Origin of the sequence: Caproiciproducens galactitolivorans (assembly GCF_029266045.1) — a bacterium.
GTDB lineage: Bacteria > Bacillota > Clostridia > Oscillospirales > Acutalibacteraceae > Caproiciproducens > Caproiciproducens galactitolivorans.
In genome coordinates this window covers 88,004-107,950 of sequence record NZ_JAJUFJ010000004.1, presented here as the reverse complement: position 1 = coordinate 107,950, position 19,947 = coordinate 88,004, and the positions used below count along the sequence as shown (strand labels likewise).

The following is a 19,947-nucleotide window of genomic DNA, read 5'->3' as shown; positions in this document are numbered from 1 at the left end:
TGGAATTTATATGGAGGTTTATGAATGTATGCAGGAACAAAAGAAGGATTGGGAAAATGTAGGACTTATCGGGATTAACCGCAGGGAACCGAGAGCTTATTACGCTGTTTATAGCGATGAAACCGCCGCGGCTTCCAACAAGGAATCCGTTCTTTCCCTCAATGGGGAATGGAAATTCCTGTATTTGGAATCCCCGGAGCATTCTCCGGCAAATTTTTTCCGGGCGGATTATGATACTTCCAAAATGGACACGATCCCGGTGCCGTCGTGTTGGCAGTTGCACGGGTATGGCGCTCCGCATTATACAGATTTGTATTATCCTTTCCCGATTGATCCGCCGTTTGTGCCGTCCGAAAATCCAACGGGGATCTATAAGCGGAAATTTTCTCTTGAAGAGAATTGGTGCAAACGGAGAACCGTTCTGCGCTTTGGTGGAGTGGATAGCTGTTTTCACGTCTGGGTCAACGGAAGTTTTGTCGGTTACAGCAAAGGAAGTTATTTGACTTCCGAGTTCGAGATCACGTCTCTTGTACATCCCGGGGAGAATGAGATTACCGTACGTGTTATCCAGTGGTCGGACGGAAGCTATCTGGAAGATCAGGATATGTGGTGGCTTAGCGGGATATTTAAGGATGTGGAGCTTATCAATGAGCCATATATTTGCGTGGATGACCTTTTCGTGCGCACAGAGTTTGAGAATGGGTTCGACGAGGCCATGCTGCAAATCGACGTACTTTGCTCCGATTATCAGGAAAGCCATCTTCCTGTTGAATTGCATTGCAGGTTAATGGATGAATATGGGCAGACAGTCGCCGTCCTGAACGGAAATGGAGTTCCCAAAGAAAGGGGAATCCATATCCTCTTGAATTCTCCGGTGGAACATCCGCTTTTATGGAGCGCGGAAACCCCGCATTTGTATCAACTTCAAATCGAAGTAAGAAGCGGTTCGGAGTTAATGGAAGTCGTTCGCACCGACGTCGGGTTCCGCAAAGTCGAAATAAAAGACGGCAATCTTCTTTTGAACGGACGTGCCATCCTCTTTAACGGAGTCAACCGGCATGATTTCTGCTGTGACACCGGAAAGGCTTTGACCCGCGAGCAGCTTCTGGAGGACGTGCTGATTATGAAACGCAATAATATCAATGCTGTACGTTCTTCCCACTATCCAAATGATCCGTATTTTTACCACCTTTGTAGCAAATACGGATTGTATGTGATCGAGGAAGCTGATCTGGAGTGCCATGGCTTTGAGCTGACGGGAAAATACAACTGGCTCAGCAACAGCAAGGAATGGGAAAAGGCTTACGTGGACCGTGCGGTTCGCATGGTGGAACGCGACAAAAACAATCCCTGTGTCCTAATGTGGTCGCTGGGGAACGAGTCGAGCTTCGGAAGCAATTTTATCGCGATGAAAGAGGCGATCCGTCGCATTGACGACACGCGTCCGATTCATTACGAAGGGGACGCTGATACATTGATTTCTGACGTTTACAGCACAATGTATACAAAGCTGGATAAGCTGCATGAAATTGGAAAGGATGAGCTGCTGGAAAAGCCGCATATTCTGTGTGAATACGGCCACGCCATGGGCAATGGGCCGGGAGGTCTTGCAGAATATCAGCAGGCCTTCCGCAAATACAGAAAATTGCAGGGCGGCTTTATCTGGGAATTCTGCGAGCACGGCATCCGGCAGAAGGCGGAGAATGGCAGCGAATATTTCGCCTACGGCGGCGATTTTGGCGACAAGCCAAACAACGGGAATTTCTGTCTTGACGGCCTGTTGTTTTCCGACCGTACGGAGTCCCCGGGAATGAAGGAATACCGCAAGGTCATTGAACCGGTGAAAACCGAAGCGGCCGATCTTTCAAAAGGCCTGTTTGACATTACCAACCTGTATGATTTTATGGATTTATCCCATCTTGAGCTGCGCTGGAGCGTTGCTTGCGACGGGCAGACCCTTGAAAAAGGCAAGCTTCCGCTTGAGGGCATTCATGCCGGGGAAACCCGCCGGATTACCGTACCCTTCCATGCTGTTCATCCGAAACCGGGAAGGCATTACTGGTTGAATTTCTCTTATGTGCTGAGCAGGGACTTTCCTTATGCCCCCTGCGGGCATGAAACGGCAAACGCGCAATTTGAACTTCCGGTATTCCTTCCGGCTTGCGCGCAGCGCCCCGCTTTTCGAGCACCGAAAAGGATCCGGGAGGGCAGTAAGCTAAGCTTTACCGGAGCAGGCTATCAGATAACCTTTGATGTGTTAAAGGGAACCCTTCTGGAATATTCCGCAAACGGCCGCCCGGTGTTGACACGCGGGCCGAAACTGTGCTTTTGGCGTGCCTCGATTGACAACGACATGTATGTAAAGGATAATTGGAAAAACAAATATTTCCTTGACCAGATGCAGGAAAGTGTCCGCAGTTATACGGTTGTAGATAAGGACGACTGTGTTTCGGTAGCCTTTCAGGTAAGAGTCGGGGCACCGAGTCAGGCTTGGGGATTTTCCGCCGTATATGAATATACCATCTATCAGAACAGCATTTTGCTGCATGTGTATGGGGAACCAAAAGGGCTTCAGTTTGACGCCCCGCAGAGTATTCCGCGCATCGGCGTGGAAATGCAGCTGCCGCGCTCCTATGATTTGGTAACATGGCTTGGGCGCGGTCCAGGGGAATCTTATCCGGACAGCAAAACCTCTGCTCTGTTCGGCCTTTACCGGAATACGGTGGCTTCCATGCATACGCCGTATACCCGTCCGCAGGAAAACGGGAACCGGAGCGACGTATACTGGGTGACCCTTGAATCACCGGACAATGCGGTACTGTTTAAGGCAAAGGATACCTTCGACTTTACGGTACATAACTATACGAAGGAAGCACTAGAGAAAGCGCGCCACTGCAATGAAATCCAGACGGCAGATCAAACGATTCTCAATATTGATTACCGGCAGAACGGTCTTGGCAGCGAAAGCTGCGGTCAGGCGCAGTTGCCGCCTTACCTGCTGAAGCCGGAACCGTTTGAACTGACATTTGAAATTGTGCCTTACCGCTTCGGCGATGATCTTTACGAACTCATGTCTCTGTGAGAAGCAATAGGTGAGAAAGAATGATTGATTTAACGAAAGTGCCAATGAGCCGGTTCGGTTCTTATTTTGCTATATCCCAGGATGCAGAGAGCGGGGAGGTTATCCTTCGCGATCTGCATGGCGGGGATGAATGCCCGGATAAGCTTTTTACGCTGGAAATCCCGGGAGAAAACGAAAAGGCAAAAACAGCGGTGCGGGCGGAGCCAACCTTCCTCACGCTCAGCGCGGGAGAAGGAAAAGTCGAAGTCTGCTTCGGAACACCGGATACCGTGAACATCTACGGAACAAACACAGGCTTGCGCCTGCTTACGAAAGAGCCGACGCGCTACGACACCGTTCTTCCGCTTCCCGATGGAGGATGGGAGTTTATTTCTTATAAGAAGGATTATAAATATCGGTTCGACTGTGTGGGCGGCACGATCCTTGTAAAGAAGCAGGAGGACGGCATATCGCCTGTTTTTGAAATCATCCCTTCGGGAAACTACTTTGAGCTTGCGATTACCGGATACAGGGTAGTGTGCGGACACAGTCCGCACACGGATTATCGGCAGGCCAGGCAGGAAACCGATCGGTCGTATGCCTGCTGGCTCAGCAGTATGAATGTACTGGGCGGTGGAGAAATGGCAGAGCTTGCAGCCTATATCGCATGGTCCTGTGTGGTGGGCGCGGAAAGCAATCTGACCCGCCCCGCCATGTATTCCTCCAAGAATGTTATGGCGAACGCGTGGAGCTGGGACAACTGCTTCTGCGCGTTGGCGGTGGCGGGCAGCTACCCTGAACTGGCGCTGGACCAGTTGCTGTTGTTTGCGGATCATCAGGATGCGTCCGGCGCTTACCCGGATTTCGTCAACGATCGGTTTTCCTCTTATAGCTGTGTGAAGCCGCCTGTTTTCGGTTGGACATGCGAAAAGCTGCAATCCATCCATCCTTTCTTTAAAAGAAGAGAGGTGGTCGAACAGCTCTATCGCACCGTTGAACGCAACACCCGGTTTTGGATGGATTATCGAAAGGTGGACGGCCTGTTCTTTTATACTCACGGCAATGATTCCGGATGGGATAATGCCTCGGTTTTTGGAAAGGGAGTTCCTTTGGAGGCGCCGGACCTTACCGCCCATTTAATCCGGCAGGCGGATTCGCTCGCTTCGATGGCGGAAAAGCTCGGGGACAGAAAAGCCGCCGGCGAGTGGCATGAACGGGCACAGCAGTGGACCGGAATGCTTTTGGAAAGGCTCAGCGACAGCGATGGCTTTTTTGCAAGAGTGCAGGGGGAACCTTTAGAGTGCCGAAGCAGTCTGCTTTTGTGTCTCCCCGTTATCCTCGGAAACAGGCTGCCCGGCGCAGCGATAGAGAAGCTGCTGGATTCGCTCGAAAATCGCTTCTTGACGCCATACGGCCTTGCGACGGAGGAAGTATCCAGTCCCTATTACCGGCAGGACGGGTACTGGCTGGGACCGGTTTGGGCGCCGGTTATGTATCTTGTTACCGATGCGCTTAAGCAGCTTGGAAGGCTTGATTTAGCGAAAACGTATGAGCAGCGATTTTTGTCGGCCATTGAAAAGAGTGGCATGTCTGAAAATTTTGATCCGCTTACAGGCTGCGGAAACTGCGATCCGGCCTTTGCTTGGACGGCGAGTGTCTGTCTGCTTTATTTAAGGGATATTTCGGATTGGAATGAATGGATTTGAAGAAATATAAGGGAGAACTCGGTTTGCTTGTAACCGCGATGATTTGGGGCGGGGGATTTGCCGCCTCGAAAGCAGCCTTGGAAACGAACCTTACGCCTTACCAAATTACCGGAATTCGTTTTTTCATTGGCGCGCTTTTGCTTTCCGCAGTATACCACAAGCATTTCAAAAATTTGAATTCAAGGATTTTGCTCTCCGGTATGCTGTTGGGATTCTTTCTTTGTGCAGCGTTTACTTTGCAAACCATGGGCTTGCAATACACTACTGCGTCAAAAAACGCTTTTTTAACAGCGATCAATGTCGTAATGGTGCCGTTTATCGGTTTGGCTTTTTTTCATGAAAAAATCGATGTCTATGGGATCGCCGGAGGATTCCTCGCCGCTGCAGGCGCGGGCGTACTGATGCTCAACGGCGCGTTTACCGTTAACATAGGGGATGTGCTGACGCTGCTTTGCGCGCTTTGTTTTGCCTTCCATATTTATTGCGTTGGCATTTTTGTGAAAACATGTGATGCTGTTTTACTCACAATTATACAGTTTGCTTTTGCATGCGTTTTTTCGGTTCCGATGATACTTCTCTTCCCGGGTGGGCAGAGTTCCATTGGCGTCAACGGCGTGTTCGCCCTCCTTTATCTTGGGGTGCTCAGCACCGGCGTAGCGTTCCTGCTGCAGAACGTATCCCAGACATTGACAACCTCCACGAGGGCTGCGATAATATTATCTAGTGAGTCGGTTTTCGGGTCTCTGGCTTCCGTGCTGTTTTTAGGAGAAGCGCTGACCTTCCGGACGGTTCTCGGATGTCTCATGATTATTGCGGCAGTATTGATTGTGGAAACCAAGCTACCGTTTTTAAATAGAAGTAGGCCTAAAGAAAACGTATTGGGTCAAGATGGAGGCAGAGAGTAACTTATGGCTTTAATAAAAGATGTCGCTGAACGGGCCGGCGTTTCAATTGGAACCGTTTCAAGGGTGCTGAATTATGACGAAACCATCAATGTGACGGATGATACCAGAAAACGCATTTTCGAAGCGGCACAGGAACTGGAATATACTCCCATTCAGCATAAAAAAAAGAGAAAACAGAAAATCGGGTTGATTTATTCCTACTCTCTGGAAGAGGAATTGGAGGATATTTATTATTTATCGGCCCGTGTTGCAATTGAAAAAACGATTCAGGATGGCAAAGAAAGCGTTGTACACCTTTCGCTTTCCCAAAATCTGGAGAAGCTGAAAGGGATTGACGGTATTATCGCGCTCGGAACGTTTCATAAAGACGAAGTGAAGATGATTCGGCAAGCCAATAAGCCGGTCGTTTTTGCCGACTGCTCACCGGACGAAGACTCTTTTGACTCCGTTGTGATCAACCTTGAAAAGGGTGCCCGCAAAGTCATGAATTATCTTTACGACCTTGGACACCGGAAAATTGCGTTTCTGGGCGGGAACCTGCCCGGGGAGGAAGCCGTCGATTTCCGTGAAAGGGAATATGAGCTTTTTATGCGGAACCACGATTGCTTTTCCGAGGAGCTTGTGATGGCGGGAGGCTACACGCCGAAGGACGGCTATCACATGATGAGCGAACTGTTGCAAAAAAAGCAAGGAGTAACCGCGGTTTTTGCGATTAATGATTCGGTTGCCGTGGGTTGCTATAAAGCAATTTACGAAAATTCCCTGCGGATTCCGGAAGATATCAGCGTTGTCGGATTCAACGATATTCCCACCGCACAGTTTATGCTTCCGCCGCTTACGACCATCAAGACGCATGTTGATCTGATGGGTGAAACGGCGGTCGCCCTTATTCGCGAAAAAATCAGCATGCAACGCACGGTCTCCAAAAAAATCGTTATCCCGACTGCCTTGGTGGTCCGCGAAAGCTGCTGCGATATCGGCGGCAATACAGATTGATTATGCTGGAGAAGAACAGAAATAATTTGAATGAAGAAAAAGCCTGCATGGCGCGAAGCAAATCCGCTATGCAGGCTTTTTGATGTCTCATGATAATATTTAAATTTTTTTAAATTTTCGAAAACTTTTTACCAATCAGCAGCGTCTAATAGAAGTAAACAAGTTGATACGTATCAAAACAACAGGAGGGAGCGGTTCGCACGAATGGGAAAGAAAACAATTGAAATGCAAATTGCGGACTATGTAATGAAATATCAGGATAGCCATTACCGGTTGGCTTATAGTATAGTAAAAAATTCATACGATGCACAGGATGTTGTTCAGGAGTCTATAACCAAGGCCTTTTCCTCAAAAAAATCACTAAAGGAACCGGATTACATAAAAACATGGTTCTACCGAATTGAAGTGAATACTGCTTTGGACTTTCTGAGGAAACGAAACAAAACGGTTCCGTCCGATGAAGAGATGCTTACCGGTCAGGATTCAGGGGAATATGATGAGTACCAGAATTTTGACTTACAAAAAGCGTTGGATGAGTTACCCGTCAACTACCGGAGCGTTGTGATTTTGCGGTATTTTGAAGATTTGAAAATCGAAGAGGTTGCCGAAGTGCTGAACGAAAATATAAATACCGTCAAAACCAGATTGTATAAGGCGCTCCAAAAACTGCGCATAACGATGAGTGATGTGAAGGAGGATTAACGATGCGTGATCAAAAACTGGATCAACTGAAAAAAGAATATATGGATACGCCGATTCCCCAGGGACTGGATGCTTTAGTGCGTAAGACATTAAGGGAAAATGGCGTGTATTCCATCCCCAATAAGAAGGTTTTCCGAAAACTTGGCGCGATTGCCGCGTCGATCGCGATTGTTTTCGGCGTGTTTGTAGCGGAAATCAATTCAAGCCCCGCTTTTGCAAAGTCTATGGAGGAGGTTCCGGTGGTCGGAAACCTGGTGAAGGTGCTGACGTTCCGGGAGTATACGGTCAAAGATAAAGATTATGAAGCGGAAATCAAAGTGCCCCAGATTCAGGGACTGAAGGACAAAAAACTGGAGAACAGTATCAACGAAAAATACCTTCAGGAGAGTAAAAAGCTGTATGAGAAATTTATGGCGGAAATGCAGGAGATGAAAAAGGCGGGTGCCGGTCATAAAGGAGTGTACAGCAGCTACGAAGTGAAGACGGATAACGATACTATCCTGTCGGTAGGTCGTTCGGTTCTGGAGGTTCAGGCGGATTCCTACGAGAGAGTGCAATACGATACCATTGATAAGAAAAAGCAGGTTTTACTAACCCTTCCAAGCCTTTTTAAAGACGACCAATATATTCAGGTCATCAGCGACAACATTAAAAAGCAGATGAGAGAGCAAATGAAGAAAGACCAAAATGTCGTGTACTGGCTAGACGATAAGGAAATCGACCCAAGTGAACTGTTTAAGCAGATTAAGAAAGACCAGAGTTTTTATATTAATAAAGATGGAAAGCTTGTCATCGCGTTTAATCAATTTGATGTAGCGCCCGGATATATGGGGGCGCCTGAGTTTACAATTCCGACGGACGTTTTGTCCAATCTATTAGTAGGAAACGAATATATCCATTAAGCTTTTCTTGATGGAAAGGAAAGCCGCTGTCAGCACAATTGGTGAGACAGCGGCTTTCTGTATTAATTAGGAGTGGAGCAATCATTTATAAAGCGGGCCGTAAGTGGCGCACGCTCTGTAATCTGCGTCTTCCAGGTCCTTTGTTCCGAATGCGGACCAGGAATGGGGGCGGTAAATATCTTCGTCGGGAACATTATGCAGGGAAACGGGGATTCGCAGCATACTAGCAAGGGTGATTAAATCCTTTCCGATATGCCCATAGGCGAAAGCGCCGTGGTTGGCTCCCCAGTTCGCCATTACGGAATAAACATCCCGAAAGGCGCCCTTCCCAGTCAACCTGGGAACAAACCAGGTTGTTGGCCATGTCGGGTCGGTGCGGATGTCGAGCTTGTTGTGAATCTCGTCCGGAAGGACAACAGTATAGCCTTCGGCAAGCTGAAGCACCGGGCCAAGGCCGTCGATAATATTCACACGAATTAAGGTGATGGGCATTTCCGCTTGTGTTTTGAAGTGCGAAGAGAATCCGCCGCCCCGGAAGTAACCGAGGTTTGCCGGGCACCAGTCTGTCGCTTCTGTCATGGCCCGGATATCCTCATCGGTAATATCCCACCATTTTTTCATAACGCCCTTGCCCTGCTCGTTTTTGCAGGCACCGGTACCGTCGAGCGCGGCTGCTCCGGAATTAATTAAATGCATGAATCCATTTGCAGCCATGCCGGTCGGATTTTTGTCCGTTACGCGTTTTACCGCTTCAGGACTCCAATAGGTTCTGACATCCGCAAACACGCAGGCGGTTCCGGTTAGCAGCTTGCCGAATAGCATAGCAGTACCGTTCAGCCCGTCATTTTCCGTTGCCAGCGTAATCGGCTGGCGTTTACCGTTCCAGTCAAAGCTTGAATTGAGGATAGCTTCCGTAAAGTCGCCGTTCGGAAGCCAGTCCGTCCACATCCGTTGCCCTTGGAAGCCGCCGAGGATGGCATTGCGGCCAAGGGCTTCCTCGTGTCTTCCGATCTCGTTGAGCTTTTCGTTGCCGAGCATGATATCGCGGCAGACTAACGTCATCTTTACAACAAATTCCCACTCTTTTTCCTTCTGCTCTCTGGTACTAGGATGGGCGTTGTTGTCCACGCCCTCCTTGCAGTTTGCTTTTGTCCAGGCAAGCGCTTTTTCATATTCTTTATGATCGTAAATGCCGAGATGGATTCTTCTCAGGATTTCCGTCATATCCACCCATTCCGCGCGGATACCAAGGTATTTCTGGAAAAACTCCGCGTCGCAGTAAGACCCGGCGATTCCCATGGCTACCGCACCCAGCCCGACATAAGCTTTATTGCGCATTTGCCCGACGGTAACGGCGCAGCGAGCAAAACGAAGGATTTTTTCGGCGACATCGCCGGGGATCGACCGGTCGTCCATATCCTGTACATCCCGGCCGTAAATGGAGAAGGCCGGAAGTCCGCGCTGCGCGTGAGCCGCCATGGCCGCGGCCAGATACACCGCGCCGGGGCGCTCTGTCCCGTTGAAACCCCATACGGCTTTGATTGTGAGCGGGTCTAAATCCATCGTTTCGCTTCCGTAGCACCAGCAGGGCGTTACGCTCAGGGTTGCGCACACGTTCTGCCCGGAGAAATACTCGGCGCACCGGGCGGCTTCCGCGCCCCCGCCGATGGTGCAGGGGGAGACGACGCATTGCACTGGGGTGCCGTCCGCGTAGGTTATGTTTTCTTCAATTAAAGCCTTTGCGGCGTTTGCCATGCCCATGGTCTGGCCTTCCAGACCTTCACGGATTCCGCCCCAGCGACCGTCAATAACAGGCCGGATTCCAATTTTTGGATAATTCATATTGCTTTTCCTCCTAAATCTTTTATTTGCTTTCCTTTTCTTCCGATCGAAGTTTTCTGATTATTCCGATTCAAGCAATTGCCTGAATTTTTTAAAGTTCTGTTTCCATAAGTTGTGGTTTTCAGGAAGATATGTGTATGGTTCAAACGAGTTCCGGACAATCCTTCTTGCATGGGAAAGGTTGGGTATGCGGCCCAGGGCGATCAGTTGAACCGCCGCGTTCCCCAAAGCGGTTGCCTCCGCAGGGCCTGCGATCACTTTCCGGTTGGCGGCGCTGGCGGTCATTTGGCAAAGGAACCGGTCTTTCGTACCGCCGCCCGCCATGTAGATGCAGGGATACTCTTTGCCCGTGCATTCCTGTATCTTCTCCAAGGTATACTGATATTTCATAGCGATGCTTTCGTAAATACAGCGGACGATTTCCCCGTCGGTACGGGGGACATACTGCCCTGTCCTTTTGCAGAAATCCCGGATTCTGCCGGGAATATCGCCCGGCGGCACAAAGGTCGGCGCATCCGGGTCAATCAGGCAGGCAAACGGCTGGCTCGCTTTCGCCATTTGTTCCATGTCGGTGTAGGAATATGTTTTGCCCGAACAAATAAATTGGCGGCGGGTTTCCTGAATCAGCCATAACCCGGTGATATTTTTTAGGAAAGTGGTTGTTCCCCCATAGCCGGACTCATTTGTCAGGTTGAAAAGACGCGATTTTTCATTAATAATGGGAGCCTGCAATTCGGTTCCGAACAGGGACCACGTGCCGCAGGAAATAAAAATAAAGTCCGCTGTTTCGGCGGGAATGGCGGCAACGGCGCTCGCGGTGTCGTGGGAAGCCACGGAAATTACGGTTTTCGGTTCCGTTTCCAGTTCGCGGCTGAGTTCCTCTGTGAAAGTTCCCACGACTGTACCGGATTTCACGATAGGGGGAAATAAAGAAGTTCGGAGTCCCAACTGTTCAATCAACGACGGATTCCATTGTTTATGGACGGGGTCCATGAGCTGCGTGGTGGAAGCAATGGAACATTCAGTGTGTTTTTTGCCTGTTAGCAGGAAATTGAACAAATCCGGCATCAGAAGTACCGTTTCCGCACTTTGCAGAAGCTCCGGCCTGTTTTGAGCAATGGAACAGAGCTGAAATACGGTATTGATCTCCATCAATTGGTTTCCTGTGAGCTGATACAAACGCTCTGCGCTGATCTTTTTGCAGACGGCGTCCAGCATCCCCGTTGTGCGCCGGTCGCGGTAGTGTACCGGATTTTCCAAAAGGGTATTTTCTTTGGAAAGCAGGCCGAAATCCACACCCCAGGTGTCGATTCCGACGCTGTCGAATCCGCCCGCATGATTTGCCAGAACGATTCCCCGTTTGATTTCGTGAAAAAGCCGCAGAACGTCCCAGTAAAGTGTGCCGTGAACCATAACGGGCTCATTGTCAAAACGGTGGACTTCTTCCAGCTTGATTTTTTCTCCGTCAAAATGCGCCAGCATGGCTCTTCCGCTGGAAGCGCCGAAATCAAAGGCCAGTACTCTTTTTTCTCCCATATACACGCCTCCTTCTGCGCTATTTATGCCTTAGCGGTTGTATTTTTTATAACCGGGATGTTTTCCGGTTACATGGTAATAGGACGTTCTTAAATCCAGAAGTTTCTTTATATTATCCTGCGAAATTTCTTTCGCGCCCCCCAACAGGTGCGCGGTAAGGCTGATTTTTGCAAACAGCTCCAGCGTTTCCATCCGGTAGTAAGCCGTAATCAGGTCAGTCCCGATAGAGAGTGCGCCATGGTTTTCAAGCAGCATAACGTCGTGTTCCTTCAGATACGGCGTAATGGCTTCCGGTACTTCCATGGTGGAAGGTGTGCCGTAGGGAGTAAGGGGAATGGAACCGATCGCAATGACGGTTTCAATCATAGAATACTCGTCCAGGCTTTTGCCGGCGACGGCATATCCGGTCGCTGTCGGCGGATGCGCATGAAGCACCGCGCCAACGTCGTCCCTCTCTTCATAGCAGCGCAAGTGCATTTTGATTTCGGAGGAGGGGCGGTATCCCTCCTCTCCCTCTAAAACTTCCCCTTTGGCGTTGATTTTGACGATCTTTTCCGGCGTAATAAAACTTTTGCTGATGCCGGTGGGTGTGGCAAGAAAATTGCCGTCTTCCAGTTTTACCGTAACATTTCCGTCGTTTGCCGCTACCCAGCCCAACTGCCACATTCTGTGGCATATATCGCAAATCTGTTCTTTTATTTGCTGAATTTCCATAAAAGCTCCCCCTCGTCGATATATTTAAAAATTTCTTGTATTACTTCAAATTATAAATATACTGAAACAAATGTAAACAATTTGAAATATTGTTGCAAATATTGAGCGAATTCAGCTATAATTATTTCATAATTATTCAAAATGTTTCAATGAATGGTAAAGGAGTTTTGCGTTATGTTTGCGGAAGACCGATATGATAAAATTATGGCGATTTTAAAGGCAAAAAAGCATGTTTCGTTAGAATATCTGTGCGAACAGCTCTATTGCAGCCGGGCGACCATACGGCGCGACTTAATCGGATTAGAAAGCATGGGGCTGGTTATCCGAAAGCGTGGCGGTGCGGTGCTTGCCACGGGTGGAAACTGGGAATATCCCTATACATTCCGCAATATGGAAAAGAAAGATGAAAAAACATATATCTGCACATTGGCGGAGAATTTTTTAGCAGACGGTCTTTCCCTTTTTTTAGATTCCAGTACGACGGTAATGAATATCTGTCCCATCTTAAAAAAATATAACAATTTATCTGTAGCGACAAACGGAATCGCAACCGCCCTTAGCTTAATTCAGAATGACTGCGCGGATACTTATATGGCGGGCGGCCATGTAAAATACGGCTCAACCTCCATTGTGGGGGAACAGGCAAGTCATTTTTTTACCGAATTTAAAGCGGATTTAGCGATTATATCCTGCCGGGGGATAGACCCGCAGGGCGTGTGTGAAGCGAATCAGCAGCAGGTTATGGTAAAAAAGCAGATGATGAAAAACGCGGCGTCTACCATTTTACTTTGCGACAGCAGCAAATTTAATCAATCTTACTTTTTTCGGCTAAGCGGATTTCAAGGCATCGACGCAATCCTGACGGAGAAAAAGCCGCCGGCGGAAATTGCAAAGGCGGCGGCAGAGGCATCATGCGATATTTTGTTTGAATAAAATGTCACAACAGTAATGCCGTACATGCGTAATGGCTGGCATTTTTACTACATTTCTTCACTGTTGCTGTAATCGCGGGGAGAGCATCCATAAAATTTTTTAAATTTTTTACTGAAATAAAATACATCGGAATAGCCGACCATTTCCGCAACCTGAATGATTTTATAATCCCTTGTGGTCAAAAGTTCCATGGCTTTTCCCATTCGCAGAGCCGTTATCGACTGTACAATGGACTGGCCGGTGACTTTTTTATAGACGCTTCCCACATAAGCAGAGTTAAGACCGAAAAATTCAGAAATTTTCGATACGGAAAGTTCGGGATCCGTACAATTCTTTGTGATATAATCCCTTATTTTTTTGACCAAAACGGCATCCGAAGGTATCGTGACGATATGCTCCATACATTGCACGCCGTAGGATACGATAACTTCCGCGAGTGCCTGTAAAGAATAGCCTTCATCAATCAGTTCCCAGGCAAACGCATTCAAATTTTTTGCGGGCAGGAATACTTGATGGGAGTTTACGCTGTAAATAATGAGGATTTCCGTCACAATTAGGCTGAGCTGATGAGGATTCCCTGTTTTCTGAATATCGTCAAACAAATGATCCAGCAATTTTTCCAGATTATCTTTATCTTTTGCATTCAAATAAAGTACGATATTTTCCCGCAGAGATAAAAAGGCTTTTTTATCAATTTTATAAATCTCGCTGTTTTTCTGGCGAACCAGTTTTTTTCCGTCGTAAAAATACCGTTTCACAAGGTCATCTAATACCATCTGATACTGGGTTGCCCAAACAGACTGAATCGGAAAAGCTTCCCCAAGGGATAGAAAGAGATACCCTGTAAATTCATCTAGAAAATCATTGCAGAGAGCAAAAATTTCCTCGGAATTGCGTTCTTCTTCTAAATAAAACTGAAGGATTGCTATATGTTCGCTTTCCTGAAAATACTCAAAAGCAATGTTTTGGCTGCTAATCTTTTTACTGAACTGTTCAATGCAGGACTTCATTCCTTCATAGCAGTAAATACCCAGAAAACAACAGAAGCGGAAAGATGAAAAATCAGGATATGCCTGAAACAGTTCGCAAACGTCGATTCCTCCGGTCGCCACTTTATAAATAAAAGAGCGTCTGAGATACTGGTTGTATTTTCGAATGCCTTCCTGGCTTTTCAGCGATGACAGGATATTATTCCTGCAGGAAATCAGGGCGCTGTCCAGGCTTGCTTTGTCGATGGGCTTTAATAAATAATTTACCGCCTGGCATTTAATCGCCTTTTGGGCATACTCGAAGTCGTTGTATCCTGAAAGAAAAATTACTTTGGTGTTGATACCGTGTTCATATATATATTCCAGGACTTCCATACCGGATTTTATCGGCATTTTAATATCCAGCAGCAGGATGTCCACAAGGTGCCTCGTTACAAAATCGATTACCTCCTGCCCGTTTTCCGCTTCGCCGACACAGCGCAGTTCCAGCTTGTCCCAGTCGATAATACGCTTCAGACGCTGACGGATAAAAAATTCGTCGTCCGCTATTAAAACATTCAGCATGATCGTTTACACCTCCTTTGCGATTTCCAGCGTAATTGTGCAGCCGTTATCGGCGTTTTGCTCAATTTTCAGGCCATATTGGTCGCCGTAATACAGTTTGATTCGCTGATCTACATTTTTCAGACCAAAATGGCTGTTTTGTTCTTCCCAGATTTCCTCAATCCTTTTTTGGGAAATTCCAACGCCGTTGTCACGGACAGTAAAGCGAATGCCGTTTTCCGATTCTGTGATATCAATATTGATCATACCGGTGTAATAGATTTGCGCAATCCCATGGTAAATGCTGTTTTCTACAATCGGCTGCAAAAGAAGCTTCAGGCAGGGGTATGCTTTTAAATAATCCGGACACGAGATGGTGAATTCAAACTTGTTAAAGTACCGGATGCGCATGATATTCAGATAGGCGGTTGTAATGGAGATCTCATCCTTAATGGTTACGTAAAAACTTCCCTTGCTCAAGGTTTCACGATAAAATTTGGAAAGATTCATCACCACTTCAATTAGTGTTTCATTTTCATTGATTTCAGCCAGAGAACAGATATTATCAAGCGTGTTATATAAAAAATGAGGATTAACCTGTTCCTGCAATAAATCGAGAGAAAGCTTCTGTTTCATTTTCTGCTCTTTCAGAAGATTGTCTTTCAGCTTTGCCTGAGCGGCCAGCATATCGTTGAACCGGTTAAACAGAAAGTTGATTTCATTCTGGCCGGTGTGATTGGGGACGGGCTCCCACCTGCCCTGAATGACCTTTTGGATATGCTTGATAAGTTGGTTGATGGGTGACGTAATCGTCTGTGTTATTTTATGTGACAGAATGGTGCAGATTACAACTCCGCAGGCGGCAATGAAAACAGAAAGGAAAATAAGGAAGTAAATCGGCTGCAAAAAAATATTGCTGCTGACCTGGGTAATGATATACCAATTCAACTTTTCAAAATACTTATAAAATACAATATTATTGTTTATAAAGTAAAACCCGGATTTGTTTTTAAAAAGCGCGTTGTCCAAATTTGGATAAACGGAATACAAGGGGTACAGGCCGTCCGTGCTTTGGATGGAACCGGTTGAATCAACAATACAGGTGTTGTTCTCGTTTTCCGTATTCTCATAAATACTGGAAATGGCCGTTTCCGGTATAGATATTTCAACATACCCTAACATTTTTCCTGTGCTGTAACTGTAAAATCTTTGCAAAAGCATTAAGACTGGTATTTTTTGATTTCGGTCATAAATGGATATCTTCTTCGCAGTAAGCCAAATGCGGTCGGACGAAATTTCAATGCCGCTTAGGCTGTCTTCGTTGGTGGGAACTTCGGTGGAAGCGATTAGCTGTTTTGAATCGCTGTATATGTTGACACTATAGATAAAAGAAGTAGATTGAATAATTGTATTTAACTCGTCCTTTAGCCGCATTTGATCCATTTCGCTGAATTTTTGTCTTTTTGTATTGAATTTGTTTGTCGTGTCCTGAACCGCCGCGTTTACAATAATGCTTTTCGAGTAATTATCAACGGAAGTCAAGAAAAAATCCAGCTGGCTGTTGATGTGCTCCAGATTTTGAATAGAGGATTTCGTTTCCAGATCCATCACATTTGTAAAAATAATACTGCAGGTAGCGATGGAAATTAATAAAATAATGGCCGATGAAATGGCAAACATGCTCCCGAAAATCTGTTTGTTCAACGGCATACCTTCCATTTTTGCAGGGATTCTCATAATTTCTCTCCTTGCTGTTTATATCTGCATTATTTTAACATGTTTTTTTAAATAGAGTTGCATATATGAATCAATAATTCGATATTTTTTAACAGAAACAAAAAAATATATGAAAAAAGTACAAATAAAAAGGAAATTGTCCATGTTCTTAATAGGTAAATTGTTGTTATGATAAAGTCCAGAGAAAGGGAAGATATTCCTTTATTAAAAAATGGAGGTATCATTATGAAAAGGTTTTTATCCCTGTTTCTTGCGGCTGCCCTTTGCGCCGGCATGACGGCATGTTCCGGGAGCACCGGAAGCAAAAGCGACGGCAATTCCGATGGGGAAAAAATTGAGATCCGGCTTTTAACAAGAATGGCCGGTACGACCAAACAGGTTGAAATTTTTAAAGACATTATCAAAGAGTTCGAAAGCAAACATCCGGACGTGAATGTTATTGATGAGTCACAGGGCGACGAGTCTTCCTTTAACAACAAGCTGAAAACCGATCTTTCTTCCGGCACGCTCCCGAATATTTTCCGGATTCAGGGCGTTGCGAACCTGAGCGAATATATTGACAACGGCTTGATTATGGATCTGGACCCGGTTCTGAAGGCGGACCCGGAATGGAACAAATTCGTGCCCGGCGCGCTTTCTTACTATCAGGTTCCAAACCATAACGGGACTTACGCGATTCCAATGGAATCGGGCCTGATCGGTATTTATTATAACGAGGCTCTCTTTAAGAAGGCCGGAATCGATTCCTTCCCGGAGACATGGTCCCAGTTTAAAACAGCCATTCAGAAATTAAAGGCAATCAATGTAACCCCAATTGCTCTGGGTGCAAAAACAACCTATATGGCAGGCCATCTCCACGACCAGATTTTCTACAAATGGATGGGAACCGGGGCAGCAAAAAAGCTTGGAGCAAGAAACATGAACTGGACGGACCCCGACGTTGTGAAATCGCTGAGTTTTGTTAAGGAGCTCAATGATATGGGGGCGTTCCCGTCCGGAGCGGCCGGTATCAGCGACGATATCGTACTTTCACAGTTCCAGAAGGGACAGGCGGGTATGATTATTACCGGCACCTGGAACATAAGCAATTTCACAAACAAAAAAGACTGTCCGGTCGCGGATGATATTAAAGTTGCGAAATTCCCGTATTTCGATGAAAAACCACAGTACAAAAATGAAGATATGCAGGTTATCAGCCCGTACATGGTGAATGGAAAACTGACGGGAAAAGAGAAAGATTATACGATTGAGTTACTGAAAATGCTCACCTCGAAAGATGCCGCGAAACGCTTTGCGGAAGAAGCTTCTTTCCTGATTCCAAGAACGGATGTTGATATTGATACCCAAAAGGTAAATCCGTTGCTCTTGGATAACATAGAGCTCGGTAAAACTTCCACGGGTATTGCCGTCGACGTTTTTGATTTTGATCCGCTTGCATCCATGCAGGATACAACAAGAAATGCAATTGTAAGCATGCTGGTTGGAAGTTCTCCTGAACAGGCGGCACAGCAAATTCAGTCTGAAATTGACAAATCGAAATAAGCAGCCTGTAATGTTTTAAAGCGGAATTCCAGAGATGAAAATCTCTGGAATTCCCTTTATGGGAGGAATGAAGATGATTTATTTAAAATCGAGAAAAGATAAGTTTAAAATCTTTTTGTTTATCTTGCCAGCGCTTGTGCTCTATGTTTTATTCCAGATTGTTCCTATGATAGGCGCTTTTTACTTTTCCGTTGCGGATTGGAAAGGAATCGCAGGCACCTCGATTAAAATGGTTGGCTTAAAAAATTACATAACCGTTTTCAAAGACCCGGGATTCCTGATTTCTTTGCAGAATATGGGGAAAATGGTCTTTTTCAGCGTGCTTTTTCACACCCCGATTGCCCTTTTGCTCGCAGTTGCAATCAACACAAAATGCAGGGGATACCGCTTTTTTAAGGCTGTTTATTTTGTTCCAACCGTATTCCCACTTACAGCGGTCGGTCTGTTGTGGTACTTTATTTTTATGCCGAACGGCTCTTTTAACGCACTTTTGACGAACTTGGGGCTTGCCAATCTGGTTACCCCTTGGCTTATTAACACTTCGACAGCAATGAATACGATTATATTCGTTAACATATGGGCTGGAATCGGTTATTATATGGTCATTTTAATAGCAGGGTTGACGACGATTCCGGATGATATCTATGAGGCGGCTCAAATCGATGGGGTTACTACTGTGCAAAAATTCTTTCTCATTACGGTTCCCATGCTGAAACCGATTATCAGTCTGTGTATCGTAATGGATATTATCGGAACGGTTAAGGTGTTCGATCTGATCTTCGTCATGACCGAGGGCGGTCCGAACGGCCTAACGAATCTGCCGACGACCCTGATGTATTATGAAGCCTTCCGTTACGACCATTACGGAATTGGTAGTGCGATCGGCATTATCATCTTTTTAATCGCACTAGTCCTGACGGTTGGCAGCGAATATTTAACCAGCCGGACAGAGAATTGATGGGAGGTTAAAAAATGAATAAAAATTATAAGGGCAGGAAAGCGCTGGGAAAAGCCGGCCTGGTTGCTTTTTTAATTGCCATGGCGCTGATGTTTATTTGCCCGATGGTCTTTACCGTACTGTCCTCTTTTAAGGACAACACCGAGATTTTCAGCGATCCTTTTGCCCTGCCAAAATCATTCCGCTTCAACAATTATGTGGAAGCGTGGAACGGCGCAAATATGAGTACCTACTTCATAAACAGTCTGGTCATTTCGATTGCTACGGTTGTGATTTTGGCGGTGGTGTCCTCCATGGCGGCATATGCGCTTTCCCGTTTCAATTTAAAATGCGGAAAAGCCCTGACAATCTTTTTCCTCGCCGGCATGATGATCCCGGTTCACACCATACTTGTGCCAATTGCCTACATGATCGGCAAGTTCAACTTAAAAAACAACCTTGTCGCGTTGGTGCTGATTTATGTTGCTTTTTCCCTTTCGTTCAGCATCTACGTTCTTCAACGTTTTATGAAAGGAATCAACCGTTCCCTTGAGGAAGCGGCGATTATAGACGGGGCCGGATATTTTCAGATTTATGCCCGTATCGTGCTTCCGCTGACGGTTCCAGCAATTTCGACGATTTCCATTTTTAATTTTTTAGGTGCGTGGAACAATATCCTATTCCCCTTGCTCTTTATCAATGATGATAAGCTGAAGCCGGTTGCCTTGGGGCTTCTGAATTTTAATGGAGAAAGAGGCTCCGCCTACGGTCCGCTGATGGCGGCAATTGTCATTACGGTTTTTATTCCAATGGTAATTTATCTGCTGTTCCAGGAAAAAGTGGAAAGCGGACTTGCCGCAGGAGCGGTAAAGGAATAAGTGAACAGGGAAGGAGAAAAAAGA

General features: G+C 46.4%; 15 protein-coding genes. 10 read left to right on the top strand and 5 right to left on the bottom strand.

Annotated features, from left to right (window positions below; genetic code table 11):
• The first annotated feature begins 28 nt into the window (after positions 1 to 28).
• The 6 genes from P9B68_RS04885 to rsiV all read left to right on the top strand — a co-directional run bounded on the left by P9B68_RS04885 (position 29) and on the right by rsiV (position 8,272).
• Entirely contained in the window at positions 29 to 3,082 is a 3,054-nt protein-coding gene (locus P9B68_RS04885; protein WP_277668536.1) for a glycoside hydrolase family 2 TIM barrel-domain containing protein, read from the top strand.
• Positions 3,083 to 3,102: 20 nt separating this feature from the next.
• Positions 3,103 to 4,767 (top strand): amylo-alpha-1,6-glucosidase, encoded by a 1,665-nt coding sequence (locus P9B68_RS04880; protein WP_277668535.1) that lies wholly within the window; start codon positions 3,103 to 3,105, stop codon positions 4,765 to 4,767.
• Complete coding sequence (locus P9B68_RS04875; protein ID WP_207669525.1) at positions 4,758 to 5,672, top strand: DMT family transporter; 915 nt, start codon at positions 4,758 to 4,760, stop codon at positions 5,670 to 5,672. The genes P9B68_RS04880 and P9B68_RS04875 overlap by 10 nt, the downstream gene beginning before the upstream one ends.
• A gap of 3 nt (positions 5,673 to 5,675) precedes the next feature.
• On the top strand, positions 5,676 to 6,668 hold the full coding sequence (locus P9B68_RS04870; RefSeq protein ID WP_135656764.1) for a LacI family DNA-binding transcriptional regulator: 993 nt from the start codon (positions 5,676 to 5,678) through the stop codon (positions 6,666 to 6,668).
• A gap of 204 nt (positions 6,669 to 6,872) precedes the next feature.
• The gene (locus P9B68_RS04865) at positions 6,873 to 7,370 is read left to right on the top strand and encodes an RNA polymerase sigma factor (RefSeq protein ID WP_135656766.1); all 498 of its coding nucleotides are present in this window, start codon (positions 6,873 to 6,875) and stop codon (positions 7,368 to 7,370) included.
• 2 nt (positions 7,371 to 7,372) lie between these two features.
• A complete protein-coding gene (gene rsiV, locus P9B68_RS04860; protein WP_135656768.1) occupies positions 7,373 to 8,272 on the top strand; it encodes an anti-sigma-V factor RsiV in 900 nt (299 codons plus the stop codon).
• An 81-nt stretch (positions 8,273 to 8,353) separates the two neighbouring features.
• Here the strand turns inward: rsiV and P9B68_RS04855 are convergent, their stop codons facing one another.
• The 3 genes from P9B68_RS04855 to P9B68_RS04845 are packed head-to-tail and all read right to left on the bottom strand — an operon-like array spanning position 8,354 to position 12,364.
• Positions 8,354 to 10,114: an L-fucose isomerase gene (locus P9B68_RS04855; protein WP_277668534.1), complete on the bottom strand. Its 1,761-nt coding sequence runs from the start codon at positions 10,112 to 10,114 to the stop codon at positions 8,354 to 8,356.
• A gap of 60 nt (positions 10,115 to 10,174) precedes the next feature.
• A complete protein-coding gene (locus P9B68_RS04850) occupies positions 10,175 to 11,650 on the bottom strand; it encodes a rhamnulokinase (RefSeq protein ID WP_135656772.1) in 1,476 nt (491 codons plus the stop codon).
• A 30-nt stretch (positions 11,651 to 11,680) separates the two neighbouring features.
• Positions 11,681 to 12,364 (bottom strand): class II aldolase/adducin family protein, encoded by a 684-nt coding sequence (locus P9B68_RS04845; RefSeq protein ID WP_135656774.1) that lies wholly within the window; start codon positions 12,362 to 12,364, stop codon positions 11,681 to 11,683.
• 174 nt (positions 12,365 to 12,538) lie between these two features.
• Between P9B68_RS04845 and P9B68_RS04840 the strand changes: the two genes are divergently transcribed.
• The gene (locus P9B68_RS04840) at positions 12,539 to 13,297 is read left to right on the top strand and encodes a DeoR/GlpR family DNA-binding transcription regulator (protein ID WP_277668533.1); all 759 of its coding nucleotides are present in this window, start codon (positions 12,539 to 12,541) and stop codon (positions 13,295 to 13,297) included.
• A 47-nt stretch (positions 13,298 to 13,344) separates the two neighbouring features.
• Here the strand turns inward: P9B68_RS04840 and P9B68_RS04835 are convergent, their stop codons facing one another.
• Together P9B68_RS04835 and P9B68_RS04830 are read right to left on the bottom strand one after the other, a co-directional pair.
• Positions 13,345 to 14,850: a response regulator transcription factor gene (locus P9B68_RS04835; RefSeq protein WP_135656776.1), complete on the bottom strand. Its 1,506-nt coding sequence runs from the start codon at positions 14,848 to 14,850 to the stop codon at positions 13,345 to 13,347.
• Between the two features lie 6 nt (positions 14,851 to 14,856).
• A complete protein-coding gene (locus P9B68_RS04830) occupies positions 14,857 to 16,566 on the bottom strand; it encodes a sensor histidine kinase (RefSeq protein WP_277668532.1) in 1,710 nt (569 codons plus the stop codon).
• Between the two features lie 225 nt (positions 16,567 to 16,791).
• On the opposite strand from P9B68_RS04830, the gene P9B68_RS04825 reads away from it, so the two are divergent.
• From P9B68_RS04825 to P9B68_RS04815, 3 genes are all read left to right on the top strand, one after another.
• Positions 16,792 to 18,108 (top strand): ABC transporter substrate-binding protein, encoded by a 1,317-nt coding sequence (locus P9B68_RS04825; protein ID WP_243112893.1) that lies wholly within the window; start codon positions 16,792 to 16,794, stop codon positions 18,106 to 18,108.
• 73 nt (positions 18,109 to 18,181) lie between these two features.
• Positions 18,182 to 19,066: a carbohydrate ABC transporter permease gene (locus tag P9B68_RS04820; RefSeq protein ID WP_135656779.1), complete on the top strand. Its 885-nt coding sequence runs from the start codon at positions 18,182 to 18,184 to the stop codon at positions 19,064 to 19,066.
• 14 nt (positions 19,067 to 19,080) lie between these two features.
• Positions 19,081 to 19,923: a carbohydrate ABC transporter permease gene (locus P9B68_RS04815; RefSeq protein ID WP_135656780.1), complete on the top strand. Its 843-nt coding sequence runs from the start codon at positions 19,081 to 19,083 to the stop codon at positions 19,921 to 19,923.
• The last annotated feature ends 24 nt before the right edge of the window (positions 19,924 to 19,947 follow it).